Origin of the sequence: Pseudomonas faucium (assembly GCF_021602585.1) — a bacterium.
GTDB classification, from domain to species: Bacteria; Pseudomonadota; Gammaproteobacteria; order Pseudomonadales; family Pseudomonadaceae; genus Aquipseudomonas; species Aquipseudomonas faucium.
Window position 1 is genome coordinate 1 of the sequence record NZ_BQIP01000043.1, and the last position, 15,933, is coordinate 15,933.

The 15,933-nt window shown below is 58.3% G+C and carries 14 protein-coding genes and 1 tRNA gene; all 15 read left to right on the forward strand.

The window, feature by feature from the left end; all coding sequences use genetic code 11:
• A partial coding sequence (locus L6D75_RS26605) for an EF-Tu C-terminal domain-related protein (RefSeq protein ID WP_456239202.1) occupies nt 1–254 on the forward strand: 254 nt, incomplete at its 5' end.
• A 54-nt stretch (nt 255–308) separates the two neighbouring features.
• Nucleotides 309–384: transfer RNA gene (locus tag L6D75_RS26610), tRNA-Trp, on the forward strand.
• A 44-nt stretch (nt 385–428) separates the two neighbouring features.
• On the forward strand, nt 429–797 hold the full coding sequence (gene secE, locus L6D75_RS26615; protein ID WP_008089117.1) for a preprotein translocase subunit SecE: 369 nt from the start codon (nt 429–431) through the stop codon (nt 795–797).
• A gap of 9 nt (nt 798–806) precedes the next feature.
• Entirely contained in the window at nt 807–1,340 is a 534-nt protein-coding gene (nusG, locus tag L6D75_RS26620; RefSeq protein WP_003255501.1) for a transcription termination/antitermination protein NusG, read from the forward strand.
• A gap of 119 nt (nt 1,341–1,459) precedes the next feature.
• Nucleotides 1,460–1,891, forward strand: coding sequence for a 50S ribosomal protein L11 (gene rplK, locus L6D75_RS26625; RefSeq protein ID WP_003255500.1), 432 nt, complete (start codon nt 1,460–1,462; stop codon nt 1,889–1,891).
• Nucleotides 1,891–2,586: a 50S ribosomal protein L1 gene (rplA, locus tag L6D75_RS26630; RefSeq protein ID WP_176518112.1), complete on the forward strand. Its 696-nt coding sequence runs from the start codon at nt 1,891–1,893 to the stop codon at nt 2,584–2,586. Before rplK ends, rplA begins: the two co-directional genes overlap by 1 nt.
• A gap of 197 nt (nt 2,587–2,783) precedes the next feature.
• Complete coding sequence (gene rplJ / locus L6D75_RS26635) at nt 2,784–3,284, forward strand: 50S ribosomal protein L10 (protein WP_176518111.1); 501 nt, start codon at nt 2,784–2,786, stop codon at nt 3,282–3,284.
• 78 nt (nt 3,285–3,362) lie between these two features.
• Nucleotides 3,363–3,728: a 50S ribosomal protein L7/L12 gene (gene rplL / locus L6D75_RS26640; protein ID WP_007957596.1), complete on the forward strand. Its 366-nt coding sequence runs from the start codon at nt 3,363–3,365 to the stop codon at nt 3,726–3,728.
• A 49-nt stretch (nt 3,729–3,777) separates the two neighbouring features.
• A complete protein-coding gene (locus L6D75_RS26645; protein ID WP_176518110.1) occupies nt 3,778–3,948 on the forward strand; it encodes a hypothetical protein in 171 nt (56 codons plus the stop codon).
• Nucleotides 3,948–8,021, forward strand: a complete 4,074-nt coding sequence (rpoB, locus tag L6D75_RS26650; RefSeq protein ID WP_176518109.1) for a DNA-directed RNA polymerase subunit beta — start codon at nt 3,948–3,950, stop codon at nt 8,019–8,021. The genes L6D75_RS26645 and rpoB overlap by 1 nt, the downstream gene beginning before the upstream one ends.
• A gap of 64 nt (nt 8,022–8,085) precedes the next feature.
• The gene (rpoC, locus tag L6D75_RS26655) at nt 8,086–12,285 is read left to right on the forward strand and encodes a DNA-directed RNA polymerase subunit beta' (protein ID WP_176518108.1); all 4,200 of its coding nucleotides are present in this window, start codon (nt 8,086–8,088) and stop codon (nt 12,283–12,285) included.
• A gap of 211 nt (nt 12,286–12,496) precedes the next feature.
• Nucleotides 12,497–12,868: a 30S ribosomal protein S12 gene (rpsL, locus tag L6D75_RS26660; protein ID WP_003255492.1), complete on the forward strand. Its 372-nt coding sequence runs from the start codon at nt 12,497–12,499 to the stop codon at nt 12,866–12,868.
• 106 nt (nt 12,869–12,974) lie between these two features.
• Nucleotides 12,975–13,445: a 30S ribosomal protein S7 gene (rpsG, locus tag L6D75_RS26665; RefSeq protein WP_008089143.1), complete on the forward strand. Its 471-nt coding sequence runs from the start codon at nt 12,975–12,977 to the stop codon at nt 13,443–13,445.
• A gap of 30 nt (nt 13,446–13,475) precedes the next feature.
• Nucleotides 13,476–15,623 (forward strand): elongation factor G, encoded by a 2,148-nt coding sequence (fusA, locus tag L6D75_RS26670; RefSeq protein ID WP_176518107.1) that lies wholly within the window; start codon nt 13,476–13,478, stop codon nt 15,621–15,623.
• Nucleotides 15,624–15,650: 27 nt separating this feature from the next.
• A partial coding sequence (locus tag L6D75_RS26675) for a GTP-binding protein (protein WP_236193940.1) occupies nt 15,651–15,933 on the forward strand: 283 nt, incomplete at its 3' end.

A 15,933-nucleotide genomic window follows, 5' to 3' on the forward strand; every position in this document is an offset into this window, starting at 1 on the left:
TCCTGTCGAAGGAAGAAGGCGGCCGTCACACTCCGTTCTTCAAAGGCTACCGTCCTCAGTTCTACTTCCGTACCACTGACGTGACCGGTAACTGCGAACTGCCGGAAGGCGTTGAAATGGTAATGCCGGGTGACAACATTCAGATGACTGTCACCCTGATCAAGACCATCGCAATGGAAGACGGTCTGCGCTTCGCTATCCGTGAAGGCGGTCGTACCGTCGGCGCCGGCGTCGTAGCAAAAATTATTGAATAAGTAGTTGATTTAATTGATCAGGCCGGTATAATGGCCGGCCTGATACAGCGTTACAGGTCAGTAGCTCAATTGGCAGAGCGACGGTCTCCAAAACCGTAGGTTGGGGGTTCGATTCCCTCCTGACCTGCCATTCACCTCAGTGTGATTGGCTTTCTTCTTACAGGATCCTCCCCGATGACTCCCAAAACTGAAGCCCAAGAATCGCGTTTTGATCTGTTCAAGTGGCTGGCTGTAGTGGCTTTGGTTGTTGTTGGTGTCGTGGGTAATCAATATTACTCCGCCTCCCCAATCCTGTACCGCGTTCTCGCACTGCTCGCCCTGGCTGCTGTCGCTGGCTTTGTTGCCCTGCAGACTGCGAAGGGTAAGTCGTTCTTTGCGCTGGCGAAGGAAGCTCGTACTGAGATCCGTAAAGTCGTGTGGCCGACCCGCCAGGAAACCACCCAGACCACGCTGATTGTCGTGGCTGTCGTGCTGGTTATGGCACTGCTGCTGTGGGGTCTCGATTCCCTGCTCGGCTGGGCGGTCTCCCTGATCGTTGGCTAAAGGTGTCCCGTGGCTAAGCGTTGGTATGTTGTGCATGCTTACTCGGGTTACGAGAAGCATGTAATGCGCTCCCTGATCGAGCGCGTCAAGCTGGCTGGCATGGAAGACGGTTTCGGCGAGATCCTGGTCCCGACCGAAGAAGTCGTCGAAATGCGCAACGGCCAGAAGCGCAAGAGTGAGCGTAAATTCTTCCCTGGCTATGTACTGGTCCAGATGGAGATGAACGAAGGGACTTGGCACTTGGTCAAGGACACCCCTCGTGTGATGGGCTTTATCGGTGGTACTGCAGACAAGCCTGCACCGATTACCGATAAAGAAGCGGAAGCTATCCTGCGTCGCGTAGCCGACGGCAGTGACAAGCCGAAGCCCAAGACGCTGTTCGAGCCAGGTGAAGTGGTTCGTGTTATTGACGGTCCGTTCGCTGACTTCAATGGTAGTGTCGAAGAAGTTAACTACGAAAAGAGTCGCCTCCAGGTGGCGGTGCTCATTTTCGGTCGCTCTACTCCGGTGGAGCTCGAGTTCAGCCAGGTCGAAAAGGTCTAGGCGGACGCAGCATCCCATACCCCGCAGCCCTGTGTGCTGCGGGGTTTTGTCGTCACTGGGATAAAACGCAAGTAATCCGGGGAGCCATCTGGCGTTCGTACCCGATATTGGAGTAGCTCATGGCTAAGAAGATTCAGGCTTACATCAAGCTGCAAGTTAAGGCCGGCCAGGCCAACCCAAGCCCACCCGTTGGTCCAGCACTGGGTCAACATGGTGTGAACATCATGGAATTCTGCAAGGCCTTCAACGCCCGTACTCAGGGTCAAGAAGCCGGCCTGCCGACTCCTGTGATCATCACTGTCTACAGCGACCGTAGCTTCACTTTCGAGACCAAGAGCACCCCTGCCTCGGTTCTGCTGAAGAAAGCTGCTGGCCTGACCAGTGGTTCGGCTCGCCCGAACACCGTTAAAGTCGGTACCGTTACCCGCGCTCAGCTGGAAGACATCGCCAAAGCTAAACAGGCTGATCTGACCGCTGCTGACCTGGACGCTGCTGTACGCACCATCGCTGGCTCTGCCCGCAGCATGGGCCTGAACGTGGAGGGTGTGTAATGGCTAAGCTGACCAAGCGCCAAAAGGCCATCGCTTCGAAAATCGAAGCTGGCAAAGTTTACAACTTCGAAGAAGCAGCCGTGCTGCTGGCTGAGCTGTCCACCGTGAAGTTCAGCGAATCCTTCGACGTTGCCGTCAACCTCGGCGTTGACCCACGTAAATCCGACCAGGTCGTTCGTAGCGCTACCGTGCTGCCACACGGCACTGGCAAGACCGTACGTGTTGCTGTCTTCACCCAGGGTCCAGCTGCTGAAGCCGCTCTGGCTGCCGGCGCTGACCGCGTAGGTATGGACGATCTGGCTGCCGAAATGAAAGGCGGCGACCTGAACTATGACGTCGTCATCGCATCGCCTGATGCCATGCGCGTTGTAGGTCAGCTGGGTCAGGTTCTGGGTCCTCGCGGCCTGATGCCTAACCCGAAAGTGGGTACCGTGACTCCAGACGTAGCCGGCGCTGTCAAAAACGCCAAGGCTGGTCAGGTTCGCTACCGTACCGACAAAAACGGTATCATCCACACCTCCGTTGGCAAGGTCGGCTTCGAAGCTGGCAAGCTGAAGGAAAACGTTGAAGCCCTGATCGCTGATCTGAAGCGTATCAAGCCGGCTTCCTCGAAAGGTATCTACGTCAAGCGCGTTACCCTGAGCACCACCATGGGCCCAGGTCTGGTCATCGACCAGAGCTCGCTGAACGCGTAAGACCATGGTGGCGCGATTCGTCGCGCCGCCAGCAAAAATTGGGGTCCCTGCCTGGCGGGGGCTATCCAAGACCGTAGGCGGCGCAAGCCTTAAACTACAAGCCTACGCAGATGGTGCTCCCGATTCGTTACCGAATCAGACACCAAAACGACATCCGGCTTCGGCCAGATGAAACGGTAAAAACCAGGAGTAAACCCGTGGCAATTAAACTCGAAGACAAGAAGGCCATCGTCGCTGAAGTCAACGAGGCTGCCAAAGTCGCTCTGTCCGCTGTCGTGGCTGATGCCCGTGGTGTGACTGTAAGCGCAATGACCGGACTCCGTAAAGAGGCCCGCGAAGCTGGCGTATACGTACGTGTCGTACGTAACACCCTGCTCAAGCGTGCAGTTGAAGGCACCGAGTTTTCGGTCCTCAGCGACGCGTTCAAAGGCCCGACCCTGATTGCTTTCTCCAACGAACACCCGGGCGCTGCTGCTCGTCTGTTCAAAGAGTTCGCCAAGGGTCAGGACAAGTTCGAGATCAAGGCAGCTGCGTTTGACGGCAATTTCATTGCCGCCAACCAGATCGATGTACTGGCTACCTTGCCGACCCGTGACGAAGCTATCGCACGTCTGATGAGCGTTATTCAAGGCGCTACCAGCAAGCTGGCTCGTACTCTGGCGGCCGTTCGCGACCAGAAAGAAGCTGCTGCTGCCTAAGGCCGCGTAACCTCTTTCAAAATCATATGTTTAATTTGATGGCTGCGTAGGCTGTCACCCCAATACAGGATTTAAGTCATGTCCCTGACTAACGAGCAAATCATCGAAGCAATCGGCCAGAAAACCGTTCTGGAAGTTGTTGAGCTGATCAAAGCAATGGAAGAAACCTTCGGCGTTACCGCTGCTGTTGCCGCTGCTGGCCCAGCTGCTGCTGCTGCCGTTGTTGAAGAGCAGACCGAGTTCAACGTTGTTCTGGTTGAAGCCGGCGAGAAGAAAGTGAACGTGATTAAAGCCGTTCGCGAGCTGACCGGTCTGGGCCTGAAAGAAGCCAAAGAGAAAGTCGACGGCGCTCCTCAGGTCGTAGCTGAAGGCGTTTCGAAAGAAGCCGCTGAAGACGCTAAGAAGAAGCTGGAAGAAGCAGGCGCTAAAGTCGAGCTGAAGTAATCTCGACCTTGCGACTCCAGCCGGAGCGTTGAGCGAAGGCTGATGGCTGGTGGCTTATGCCACCGGCCTTTTTCCGTTATTGGCGGTCGGCCAGGCCGGCCCCGATAACAAGCTGCAAGACACCCATGTGGGTGGCGCAAACCAAGGGGTTTGCACGATTTTCTGGCTGCTCCCGCCGGGAGAAGCCAAACAAGCAGGTGACCAAGCTGGGGAACGCTGATGGCTTACTCATACACTGAGAAAAAACGTATCCGCAAGGACTTTAGCAAGTTGCCGGACGTCATGGATGTGCCTTACCTCCTGGCCATCCAGCTGGATTCGTATCGCGAATTCCTGCAAGCGGGAGCATCCAAGGATCAGTTCCGCGACGTCGGCCTGCACGCGGCCTTCAAGTCGGTATTCCCGATCATCAGCTACTCCGGCAATGCTGCCCTGGAGTACGTAGGCTATCGCCTGGGCGAACCAGCCTTCGATGTGAAGGAATGTGTCCTGCGTGGCGTGACCTTCGCGGTCCCACTGCGGGTCAAGGTGCGCCTGATCATCTTCGACAAGGAATCGTCGAACAAAGCGATCAAGGACATCAAAGAGCAAGAAGTCTACATGGGTGAAATCCCCCTGATGACTGAGAACGGTACCTTCGTAATCAACGGTACCGAGCGTGTAATCGTTTCCCAGCTGCACCGTTCGCCTGGTGTGTTCTTCGACCACGACCGTGGCAAGACCCACAGCTCGGGCAAACTGCTGTACTCCGCTCGCATCATTCCGTACCGCGGTTCCTGGTTGGACTTCGAGTTCGACCCGAAGGACTGCGTGTTCGTGCGTATCGACCGTCGCCGCAAGCTGCCGGCCTCGGTACTGCTGCGCGCGCTGGGCTACAGCACCGAAGAAGTACTCAACACCTTCTACACCACCAACGTGTTCCACATTTCCGGCGAGAAACTCAGCCTGGAACTGGTACCTCAGCGTCTGCGTGGTGAAGTTGCGGTCATGGACATCCATGATGGCAGCGGCAAGGTCATCGTCGAGCAGGGCCGCCGTATTACCGCGCGCCACGTCAACCAGCTCGAGAAGGCCGGTGTCAACCAGCTGGACGTTCCAATGGAATACGTCCTGGGTCGCACCACTGCCAAGGCCATCGTGCATCCGGCTACCGGCGAAATCCTCGCCGAGTGCAACACCGAGCTGACCACCGAGCTGCTGATCAAGATCGCCAAGGCTCAGGTTGTCCGCATCGAGACCCTGTACACCAACGACATCGACTGCGGTCCGTTCATCTCCGATACCCTGAAGATCGACACCACCAGCAACCAACTGGAAGCGCTGGTCGAGATCTACCGCATGATGCGTCCAGGCGAGCCGCCAACCAAGGACGCCGCCGAGACCCTGTTCAACAACCTGTTCTTCAGCGCCGAGCGTTACGACCTGTCCGCCGTTGGCCGCATGAAGTTCAACCGTCGTATCGGTCGTACCGAGATCGAAGGTTCGGGCGTGCTGAGCAAGGAAGATATCGTCGAGGTCCTCAAGACCTTGGTCGACATCCGTAACGGCAAAGGCATCGTCGACGACATCGACCACCTGGGTAACCGTCGCGTGCGTTGCGTCGGCGAGATGGCCGAGAACCAGTTCCGCGTTGGCCTGGTGCGTGTCGAGCGTGCGGTCAAAGAGCGTCTGTCGATGGCCGAAAGCGAAGGCCTGATGCCGCAGGACCTGATCAACGCCAAGCCGGTTGCGGCGGCGGTGAAAGAGTTCTTCGGTTCCAGCCAGCTCTCGCAGTTCATGGACCAGAACAACCCGCTCTCCGAGATCACCCACAAGCGCCGCGTCTCTGCACTCGGCCCTGGTGGTCTGACCCGTGAGCGCGCGGGCTTCGAGGTTCGTGACGTACACCCGACCCACTACGGCCGTGTGTGCCCGATCGAGACCCCTGAAGGTCCGAACATCGGTCTGATCAACTCCCTGGCAGCCTATGCCCGCACCAACCAGTACGGCTTCCTGGAAAGCCCGTACCGCGTGGTGAAGGAAGGCGTGGTCAGCGACGACATCGTGTTCCTGTCGGCGATCGAAGAAGCCGATCACGTCATCGCCCAGGCTTCGGCCGCGATGAACGAGAAGAAGCAGCTGATCGACGAGCTGGTAGCGGTCCGTCACCTGAACGAGTTCACCGTCAAGGCGCCGGAAGACGTCACCCTGATGGACGTTTCGCCGAAGCAGGTTGTTTCCGTTGCTGCCTCGTTGATTCCGTTCCTCGAGCACGACGACGCCAACCGTGCACTCATGGGTTCGAACATGCAGCGTCAGGCTGTACCCACCCTGCGCGCTGACAAGCCGCTGGTCGGTACCGGCATGGAGCGCAACGTTGCCCGTGACTCCGGTGTCTGCGTGGTTGCTCGCCGCGGTGGTGTGATCGACTCGGTCGATGCCAGCCGTATCGTGGTTCGCGTCAATGACGACGAAGTCGAGACTGGCGAAGCCGGTGTAGACATCTACAACCTGACCAAGTACACCCGTTCCAACCAGAACACCTGCATCAACCAGCGTCCGCTGGTGAGCAAGGGTGACAAGGTTCAGCGCAGTGACATCATGGCCGACGGCCCGTCCACCGACATGGGTGAACTGGCACTGGGTCAGAACATGCGCATCGCGTTCATGGCGTGGAACGGCTTCAACTTCGAAGACTCCATCTGCCTGTCCGAGCGTGTGGTTCAGGAAGACCGCTTCACCACCATCCACATCCAGGAACTGACCTGTGTGGCGCGTGACACCAAGCTTGGCCCAGAGGAAATCACTGCGGACATCCCGAACGTGGGTGAAGCCGCACTGAACAAGCTGGACGAAGCCGGTATCGTCTACGTAGGTGCTGAAGTTGGCGCTGGCGACATCCTGGTCGGCAAGGTCACGCCAAAAGGCGAAACCCAGCTGACTCCGGAAGAAAAACTGCTGCGCGCGATCTTCGGCGAGAAGGCCAGCGACGTTAAGGACACCTCCCTGCGCGTGCCAACCGGCACCAAGGGTACCGTCATCGACGTACAGGTCTTCACCCGTGATGGCGTCGAGCGTGACAGCCGCGCCCTGGCCATCGAGAAGATGCAGCTGGACGAGATCCGCAAGGACCTCAACGAAGAGTTCCGCATCGTCGAAGGCGCAACCTTCGAGCGTCTGCGTAGCGCCCTGAACGGCCAGGTGGTCGACGGTGGCGCGGGCCTGAAGAAAGGCACCGTGATCACTGACGAAGTGCTGGACGGTCTGGAGCACGGCCAGTGGTTCAAACTGCGCATGGCCGAAGATGCACTGAACGAGCAGCTGGAAAAGGCTCAGCAGTACATCGTCGATCGTCGCCGTCTGCTGGACGACAAGTTCGAAGACAAGAAGCGCAAGCTGCAGCAAGGCGATGACCTGGCTCCAGGCGTACTGAAGATCGTCAAGGTCTACCTGGCAATCCGCCGTCGCATCCAACCGGGTGACAAGATGGCCGGTCGTCACGGTAACAAGGGTGTCGTCTCGGTGATCATGCCGGTCGAAGACATGCCGCACGACGCCAACGGTACTCCGGTCGACGTCGTACTGAACCCGCTGGGCGTACCTTCGCGTATGAACGTCGGGCAGATTCTCGAAACCCACCTTGGCCTTGCGGCCAAGGGCCTGGGCGAGAAAATCGACCGCATGATCGAAGAGCAGCGCAAGGCCGCTGAACTGCGTGGCTTCCTCACCGAGATCTACAACGAGATCGGTGGTCGTCAGGAGAACCTGGAAGAGTTCACCGACGAAGAGATCCTCGCCCTGGCGAACAACCTGAAGAAAGGCGTGCCAATGGCAACTCCGGTCTTCGACGGTGCCAAGGAGCGCGAGATCAAGGCCATGCTGAAACTGGCAGACCTGCCAGAAAGCGGCCAGATGGTGCTGTTCGATGGCCGTACCGGCAACAAGTTCGAGCGTCCTGTGACCGTTGGTTACATGTACATGCTCAAGCTGAACCACTTGGTGGACGACAAGATGCACGCGCGTTCCACTGGTTCCTACAGCCTGGTTACCCAGCAGCCGCTGGGTGGTAAGGCGCAGTTCGGTGGTCAGCGTTTCGGGGAGATGGAAGTGTGGGCGCTGGAAGCATACGGCGCGGCATACACCCTGCAAGAAATGCTCACAGTGAAGTCGGACGACGTGAACGGCCGTACCAAGATGTACAAGAACATCGTGGATGGCGATCACCGTATGGAGCCGGGCATGCCCGAGTCCTTCAACGTGTTGATCAAAGAGATCCGTTCGCTCGGTATCGATATCGATCTGGAAACCGAATAACACGTGACGCGAAGGGGAGTGGGGCAGGTAATGCCCGCTCCCTGCTCCGCCAGGAGGAAAGGCCTTGAAAGACCTACTGAATTTGCTGAAAAACCAGGGTCAAGTCGAAGAGTTCGACGCCATCCGCATCGGTCTGGCGTCGCCTGAAATGATCCGTTCGTGGTCGTTCGGTGAAGTTAAGAAGCCGGAAACCATCAACTACCGTACGTTCAAACCTGAGCGTGACGGCCTGTTCTGCGCCAAGATCTTTGGCCCAGTCAAGGACTACGAGTGCCTGTGCGGCAAGTACAAGCGCCTCAAGCACCGCGGCGTGATCTGCGAGAAGTGCGGCGTAGAAGTTGCCCTGGCCAAGGTTCGTCGTGAGCGCATGGCGCACATCGAACTGGCCTCGCCGGTTGCCCACATCTGGTTCCTGAAGTCGCTGCCGTCCCGTATCGGCCTGCTGATGGACATGACCCTGCGTGATATCGAGCGCGTGCTCTACTTCGAGAGCTACGTCGTTATCGACCCGGGCATGACCACCCTGGAAAAGGGCCAGCTGCTGAACGACGAGCAGTACTTCGAAGCGCTGGAAGAGTTCGGTGACGACTTCGACGCCCGCATGGGTGCCGAGGCTGTCCGCGAACTGCTGCACGCTATCGACCTGGAGCACGAGATCGGCCGCCTGCGCGAAGAGATTCCGCAGACCAACTCGGAAACCAAGATCAAGAAGCTGTCCAAGCGCCTGAAGCTGATGGAAGCTTTCCAGGGCTCGGGCAACCTGCCTGAGTGGATGGTCCTGACCGTCCTGCCAGTACTGCCGCCGGACCTGCGTCCGCTGGTACCGCTGGATGGCGGCCGCTTCGCGACCTCCGACCTGAACGACCTGTATCGTCGGGTGATCAACCGTAACAACCGTCTGAAGCGCCTGCTCGATCTGTCGGCGCCGGACATCATCGTGCGCAACGAAAAGCGCATGCTGCAGGAAGCGGTCGACGCCCTGCTGGACAACGGCCGTCGCGGTCGCGCCATCACTGGCTCGAACAAGCGTCCGCTGAAGTCCCTGGCCGACATGATCAAAGGTAAGCAAGGTCGCTTCCGTCAGAACTTGCTCGGCAAGCGCGTGGACTACTCCGGCCGTTCGGTAATTACCGTAGGCCCGACCCTGCGTCTGCACCAGTGCGGTCTGCCGAAGAAGATGGCCCTCGAGCTGTTCAAGCCGTTCATTTTCGGCAAGCTGGAAATGCGTGGTCTGGCGACCACCATCAAGGCTGCCAAGAAGATGGTCGAGCGCGAGCTGCCAGAGGTGTGGGACGTTCTCGCCGAAGTGATTCGCGAACACCCCGTACTGCTCAACCGTGCGCCGACCCTGCACCGTCTGGGTATCCAGGCGTTCGAGCCGGTGCTGATCGAAGGCAAGGCCATCCAGCTGCACCCGCTGGTCTGCGCCGCGTACAACGCCGACTTCGACGGTGACCAGATGGCCGTTCACGTGCCGCTGACCCTGGAAGCTCAGCTCGAAGCGCGCGCGCTGATGATGTCGACCAACAACATTCTGTCGCCAGCCAACGGTGAGCCAATCATCGTTCCGTCGCAGGACGTTGTACTGGGTCTGTACTACATGACCCGTGAGGCCATCAACGCCAAGGGCGAAGGTCGCGTATTCGCCGACCTGCAGGAAGTCGACCGCGTATTCCGCGCCGGCGAAGCCGCCCTGCACGCGAAAATCAAGGTCCGTATCAACGAGACCGTGAACGACCGTGATGGCAGCGTCACCAAGAACACCCGTATCGTCGACACCACCGTCGGCCGTGCGCTGCTGTTCCAGGTTGTACCGGCAGGCCTGCCGTACGACGTGGTCAACCAGCCGATGAAGAAAAAGGCGATCTCCAAGCTGATCAACCAGTGCTACCGCGTGGTTGGTCTGAAAGAGACCGTCATCTTCGCCGACCAGTTGATGTACACCGGTTTCGCCTACTCCACCATCTCTGGCGTGTCCATTGGTGTGAACGACTTTGTCATCCCGGATGAGAAAGCGCGCATCATCAACAGCGCCACCGATGAAGTGAAGGAAATCGAGAGCCAGTACGCCTCCGGCCTGGTAACCCAGGGCGAGAAGTACAACAAGGTCATCGACTTGTGGTCGAAGGCGAACGACGAAGTGTCCAAGGCGATGATGGCCAACCTCTCGAAAGAGAAGGTCATCGACCGCGAGGGCAAGGAAGTCGAGCAAGAGTCCTTCAACTCGATGTACATGATGGCTGACTCGGGTGCGCGGGGTTCCGCAGCCCAGATCCGTCAGCTGGCCGGTATGCGTGGCCTGATGGCCAAGCCGGACGGCTCGATCATCGAGACGCCGATCACCGCGAACTTCCGTGAAGGTCTGAGCGTACTCCAGTACTTCATCTCGACCCACGGTGCTCGTAAAGGTCTGGCGGATACCGCACTGAAGACTGCGAACTCCGGTTACCTGACCCGTCGTCTGGTAGACGTTGCCCAGGATCTGGTCGTGACCGAGATCGACTGCGGCACCGACCAGGGCCTGGTCATGACCCCGCACATCGAAGGCGGCGACGTTGTAGAGCCGCTGGGTGAGCGTGTACTGGGTCGTGTCATCGCCCGTGACGTGTTCAAGCCAGGCACCGAGGACGTCATCGTTCCGGCCGGTACCCTGGTCGACGAGCAGTGGGTCGAGTTCATCGAGCTGAACAGCATCGACGAAGTAGTCGTGCGTTCGCCGATCAACTGCGAAACCCGCTACGGTATCTGTGCCAAGTGCTACGGTCGTGACCTGGCGCGTGGTCACCAGGTGAACATCGGTGAAGCTGTTGGCGTTATCGCTGCACAGTCGATCGGTGAGCCGGGTACCCAGCTGACCATGCGTACGTTCCACATCGGTGGTGCTGCAAGCCGTACTTCGGCTGCCGACAGCGTCCAGGTGAAGAACGGCGGTATGGTACGTCTGCACAACCTGAAGCAGGTCGAGCGTGCCGATGGCAACCTGGTTGCTGTTTCGCGTTCCGGCGAGCTGGCCATTGCCGACGAGTTCGGCCGTGAGCGTGAGCGCTACAAGCTGCCTTACGGTGCGGTGATTTCGGTCAAGGAAGGTGACAAGGTCGAAGCTGGCGCAATCGTCGCCAAGTGGGACCCGCACACCCACCCGATCGTTACCGAGCTCAAAGGTACCGTGACCTTCGTGGGCATGGAAGAAAACATCACCATCAAGCGCCAGACCGACGAACTGACCGGCCTGACCAACATCGAGGTTCTGGACGTCAAGGATCGCCCTGCCGCAGGCAAGGAAATCCGTCCGGCAATCAAGATGGTCGACGCCAATGGCAAGGACCTGTACCTGCCAGGTACCGACGTACCTGCCCAGTACTTCCTGCCGGCGAACGCCTTGGTGGGTGTGGCTGACGGTGCACAAATCGGCGTTGGTGACGTTATCGCGCGTATCCCGCAAGAAACGTCGAAGACCCGTGACATCACCGGTGGTCTGCCACGCGTTGCCGACCTGTTCGAAGCGCGCCGTCCGAAAGAAGCCTCGATTCTGGCTGAAGTCAGCGGCACCATCGCGTTCGGTAAAGAGACCAAGGGCAAGCGTCGCCTGGTCATTACCCCGACCGACGGTAGCGATCCGTACGAAGAGCTGATTCCGAAGTGGCGCCACCTGAACGTCTTCGAAGGCGAACAGGTAAACCGCGGCGAAGTTATCTCCGACGGCCCGAGCGATCCGCACGACATCCTGCGTCTGCTGGGTGTGAGCGCGCTGGCGAAGTACATCGTCAACGAGATCCAGGACGTTTACCGTCTGCAAGGCGTTAAGATCAACGACAAGCACATCGAGACCATCCTGCGTCAGATGCTGCGCAAGGTCGAGATCTCCGAGTCGGGCGATTCCAGCTTCATCAAGGGCGACCAGATGGAACTGACCCACGTACTGGTAGAGAACGAGCGTCTCGCCGGCGAGGACAAGTTCATCTCCAAGTTCACCCGAGTGCTGCTGGGTATCACCAAGGCCTCGCTGTCGACCGAGTCGTTCATCTCCGCGGCTTCCTTCCAGGAAACCACCCGCGTACTGACCGAAGCGGCGGTAACCGGCAAGCGCGACTACCTGCGCGGCCTGAAGGAGAACGTGGTCGTGGGTCGTCTGATCCCGGCGGGTACCGGTCTGGCCTACCACAGCGAGCGCAAGCGTCGCCGTGATGCCGACAAGCCGCTGCGTGTGAGCGCCAGTGAGGTGGAAGCCGCACTGACCGAAGCGCTGAACTCCAGCGGTAACTAAGTACAGGGCAGGGCCCCGGCACGCCACGTGCGGTCATCGGTGACATCCAATGTTACCGATGATCGGACGGGGAGGGCCGGGGCCTTGTCTTGACTGGGTGCAAGATCCTCTTTAGACTTTTGTACCCTTAAATTTGGTGAGGCTCCGTCTCGCCAATTTTTGGCTTTCTTGCAAGACAATAGAGTCGCAAGACAATCAGTGGAGCTAGTAGATGGCAACTATCAACCAGCTGGTACGTCAGCCGCGTAAGCGTTCGGTCGAAAAGTCCGACGTTCCTGCGCTGCAGAACTGCCCGCAACGTCGTGGCGTGTGCACCCGCGTGTACACCACCACGCCGAAAAAACCTAACTCGGCACTGCGTAAAGTATGCCGTGTGCGTCTGACCAACGGTTTCGAGGTTTCCTCGTACATCGGCGGTGAAGGCCACAACCTGCAAGAGCACAGCGTCGTCCTGATCCGTGGCGGCCGTGTAAAAGACTTGCCAGGTGTTCGTTACCACACCGTTCGCGGCTCTCTGGATACTTCGGGCGTCAAAGGCCGTAACCAGGGTCGTTCGAAGTACGGTACCAAGCGTCCGAAGTAATCGGCCGTTTGCAGACATCCATTTTTTTGAGTCGATAAGAGTAAGGTCGGGCAGGGGTCGAAGACCCACGTCCCGGGCTAACCTGAAGACCGTTTGAGGGCTTATCATGCCAAGACGTCGTGTAGCAGCAAAACGTGAGATTCTGGACGATCCTAAATACGGATCCCAAATCCTCGCCAAGTTCATGAACCACGTGATGGAAAGCGGCAAAAAGGCCGTGGCCGAGCGCATCGTTTACGGTGCACTGGACAAGGTCAAAGAGCGCAAGAACAGCGACCCCCTGGAAATCTTCGAGAAAGCTCTCGACGCCATCGCTCCGCTGGTCGAAGTAAAGTCCCGCCGTGTAGGCGGTGCCACTTACCAGGTCCCGGTTGAAGTTCGTCCATCCCGTCGTAACGCTCTGGCAATGCGCTGGCTCGTAGACTACGCCCGCAAGCGCGGCGAGAAGTCGATGGCCCTGCGCCTGGCTGGCGAGCTGCTGGATGCTGCCGAAGGCAAAGGTGCTGCAGTCAAGAAGCGTGAAGACGTTCACCGTATGGCTGAAGCCAACAAAGCGTTCTCGCACTACCGCTTCTAATTCAAGCATCAATCATTTTGCGAGGGCTTTATGGCTCGTACTACAGCAATTAACCGCTACCGTAACATTGGTATCTGTGCCCACGTTGACGCGGGCAAGACCACCACTACCGAGCGGATCCTGTTCTACACAGGTCTGAGCCACAAGATGGGCGAGGTGCATGACGGCGCCGCGACCACCGATTGGATGGTGCAGGAGCAGGAGCGCGGTATCACCATTACCTCCGCTGCCGTTACCACCTTCTGGAAAGGTTCCCGTGGTCAGTACGACAACTACCGCGTAAACGTCATCGATACCCCCGGCCACGTTGACTTCACCATTGAAGTAGAGCGTTCGCTGCGCGTACTCGACGGCGCGGTCGTTGTGTTCTGCGGTACCTCCGGCGTTGAGCCGCAGTCCGAAACCGTATGGCGTCAGGCCAACAAGTACGGCGTTCCACGTGTTGTCTACGTGAACAAGATGGACCGTGCCGGTGCAAACTTCCTGCGCGTCGTGGGTCAGATCAAGAACCGTCTGGGTCACACCCCGGTTCCTGTTCAGCTGGCCATCGGTTCGGAAGATAACTTCCAGGGTCAGGTCGACCTGATCAAGATGAAGGCTATCTACTGGAACGACGACGACAAAGGCACCACCTACCGCGAGGAAGAAATTCCTGCGGACATGCTCGAGCTGGCCGAAGAATGGCACGCGAACATGGTGGAAGCTGCTGCCGAAGCCAACGAAGAGCTGATGAACAAGTACCTTGAAGAAGGTGAGCTGACCGTCGAAGAGATCAAGGCAGGTCTGCGCGCGCGCACCCTGGCCAGCGAGATCGTTCCGGCTGTCTGCGGTTCGTCGTTCAAGAACAAGGGTGTTCCCCTGGTTCTCGACGCCGTCATCGACTTCCTGCCTGCTCCGACCGAGATCCCGGCGATCAAGGGTATCCACCCTGACCTGATCGACGTGCCGAAGGACGAAGTCAAGCCAGAACAGTACGACGAGCGTCCTGCTGACGACAACGAGCCGTTCTCGGCTCTGGCGTTCAAGATTGCCACCGACCCGTTCGTTGGTACTCTGACCTTCGTCCGCGTCTACTCGGGCTTCCTGAGTTCCGGTGACTCCGTCATCAACTCGGTCAAGGGCAAGAAAGAGCGCGTTGGTCGTATGGTGCAGATGCACGCCAACCAGCGTGAAGAAATCAAGGAAGTACGTGCAGGCGACATCGCTGCTCTGATCGGCATGAAGGACGTCACCACCGGTGACACCCTGTGCAACGCCGACAAGCCGATCATCCTCGAGCGTATGGACTTCCCGGAGCCTGTGATTTCGCTCTCCGTAGAGCCGAAAACCAAGGCTGACCAGGAGAAGATGGGTATCGCGCTGGGCAAGCTGGCCCAGGAAGACCCGTCGTTCCGCGTCAAGACCGACGAAGAAACCGGCCAGACCATCATCTCCGGTATGGGTGAGCTGCACCTGGACATCCTCGTTGACCGCATGAAGCGCGAGTTCAACGTCGAAGCCAACGTCGGCAAGCCGCAGGTTTCGTACCGCGAGAAGATCACCAAGTCCAACGTCGAGATCGAAGGCAAGTTCGTTCGTCAGTCGGGCGGTCGTGGTCAGTTCGGTCACTGCTGGATCCGTTTCTCGGAGCCGGAAGTCGACGAGAAGGGCAACATCACCGAAGGTCTGGTGTTCACCAACGAAGTCGTTGGTGGCGTGATTCCTAAGGAATTCATCGCCCCGATCCAGAAGGGTATCGAAGAGCAGATGAAGAATGGCGTTGTCGCCGGCTATCCGCTGATCGGCCTGAAGGCTACCGTATTCGACGGTTCGTACCACGACGTCGACTCGAACGAAATGGCGTTCAAAATCGCTGCTTCGATGGCAACCAAGCAACTGGCCCAGAAGGGCGGTGGCGTGGTCCTCGAACCGATCATGAAGGTCGAAGTTGTAACCCCGGAAGAATACCTGGGTGACGTGATGGGTGACCTGAGCCGTCGTCGTGGGATGATCCAGGGTAATGAAGACTCGGTGTCCGGCAAGGTAATCACTGCTGAGGTGCCGCTCGGAGAGATGTTCGGTTACGCAACCGACGTTCGTTCCATGTCTCAGGGTCGCGCAAGCTACTCCATGGAATTCTCCAAATACGCCGAAGCTCCGTCGAACATCGTCGAAGCACTCGTTAAAAAACAAGGCTAATCCCCTTTAGGCAAGAGGTTCACTGTCGTGGCTAAAGAAAAATTTGATCGTTCCCTTCCCCACGTTAACGTCGGCACTATCGGCCACGTTGACCACGGTAAGACCACTCTGACCGCAGCTCTGACTCGCGTCTGCTCCGAAGTTTTCGGTTCGGCAGTCGTTGAGTTCGACAAGATCGACTCAGCTCCGGAAGAAAAAGCGCGCGGTATCACCATCAACACCGCTCACGTCGAGTACAACTCGAACATTCGTCACTACGCTCACGTTGACTGCCCAGGTCACGCTGACTACGTGAAGAACATGATCACCG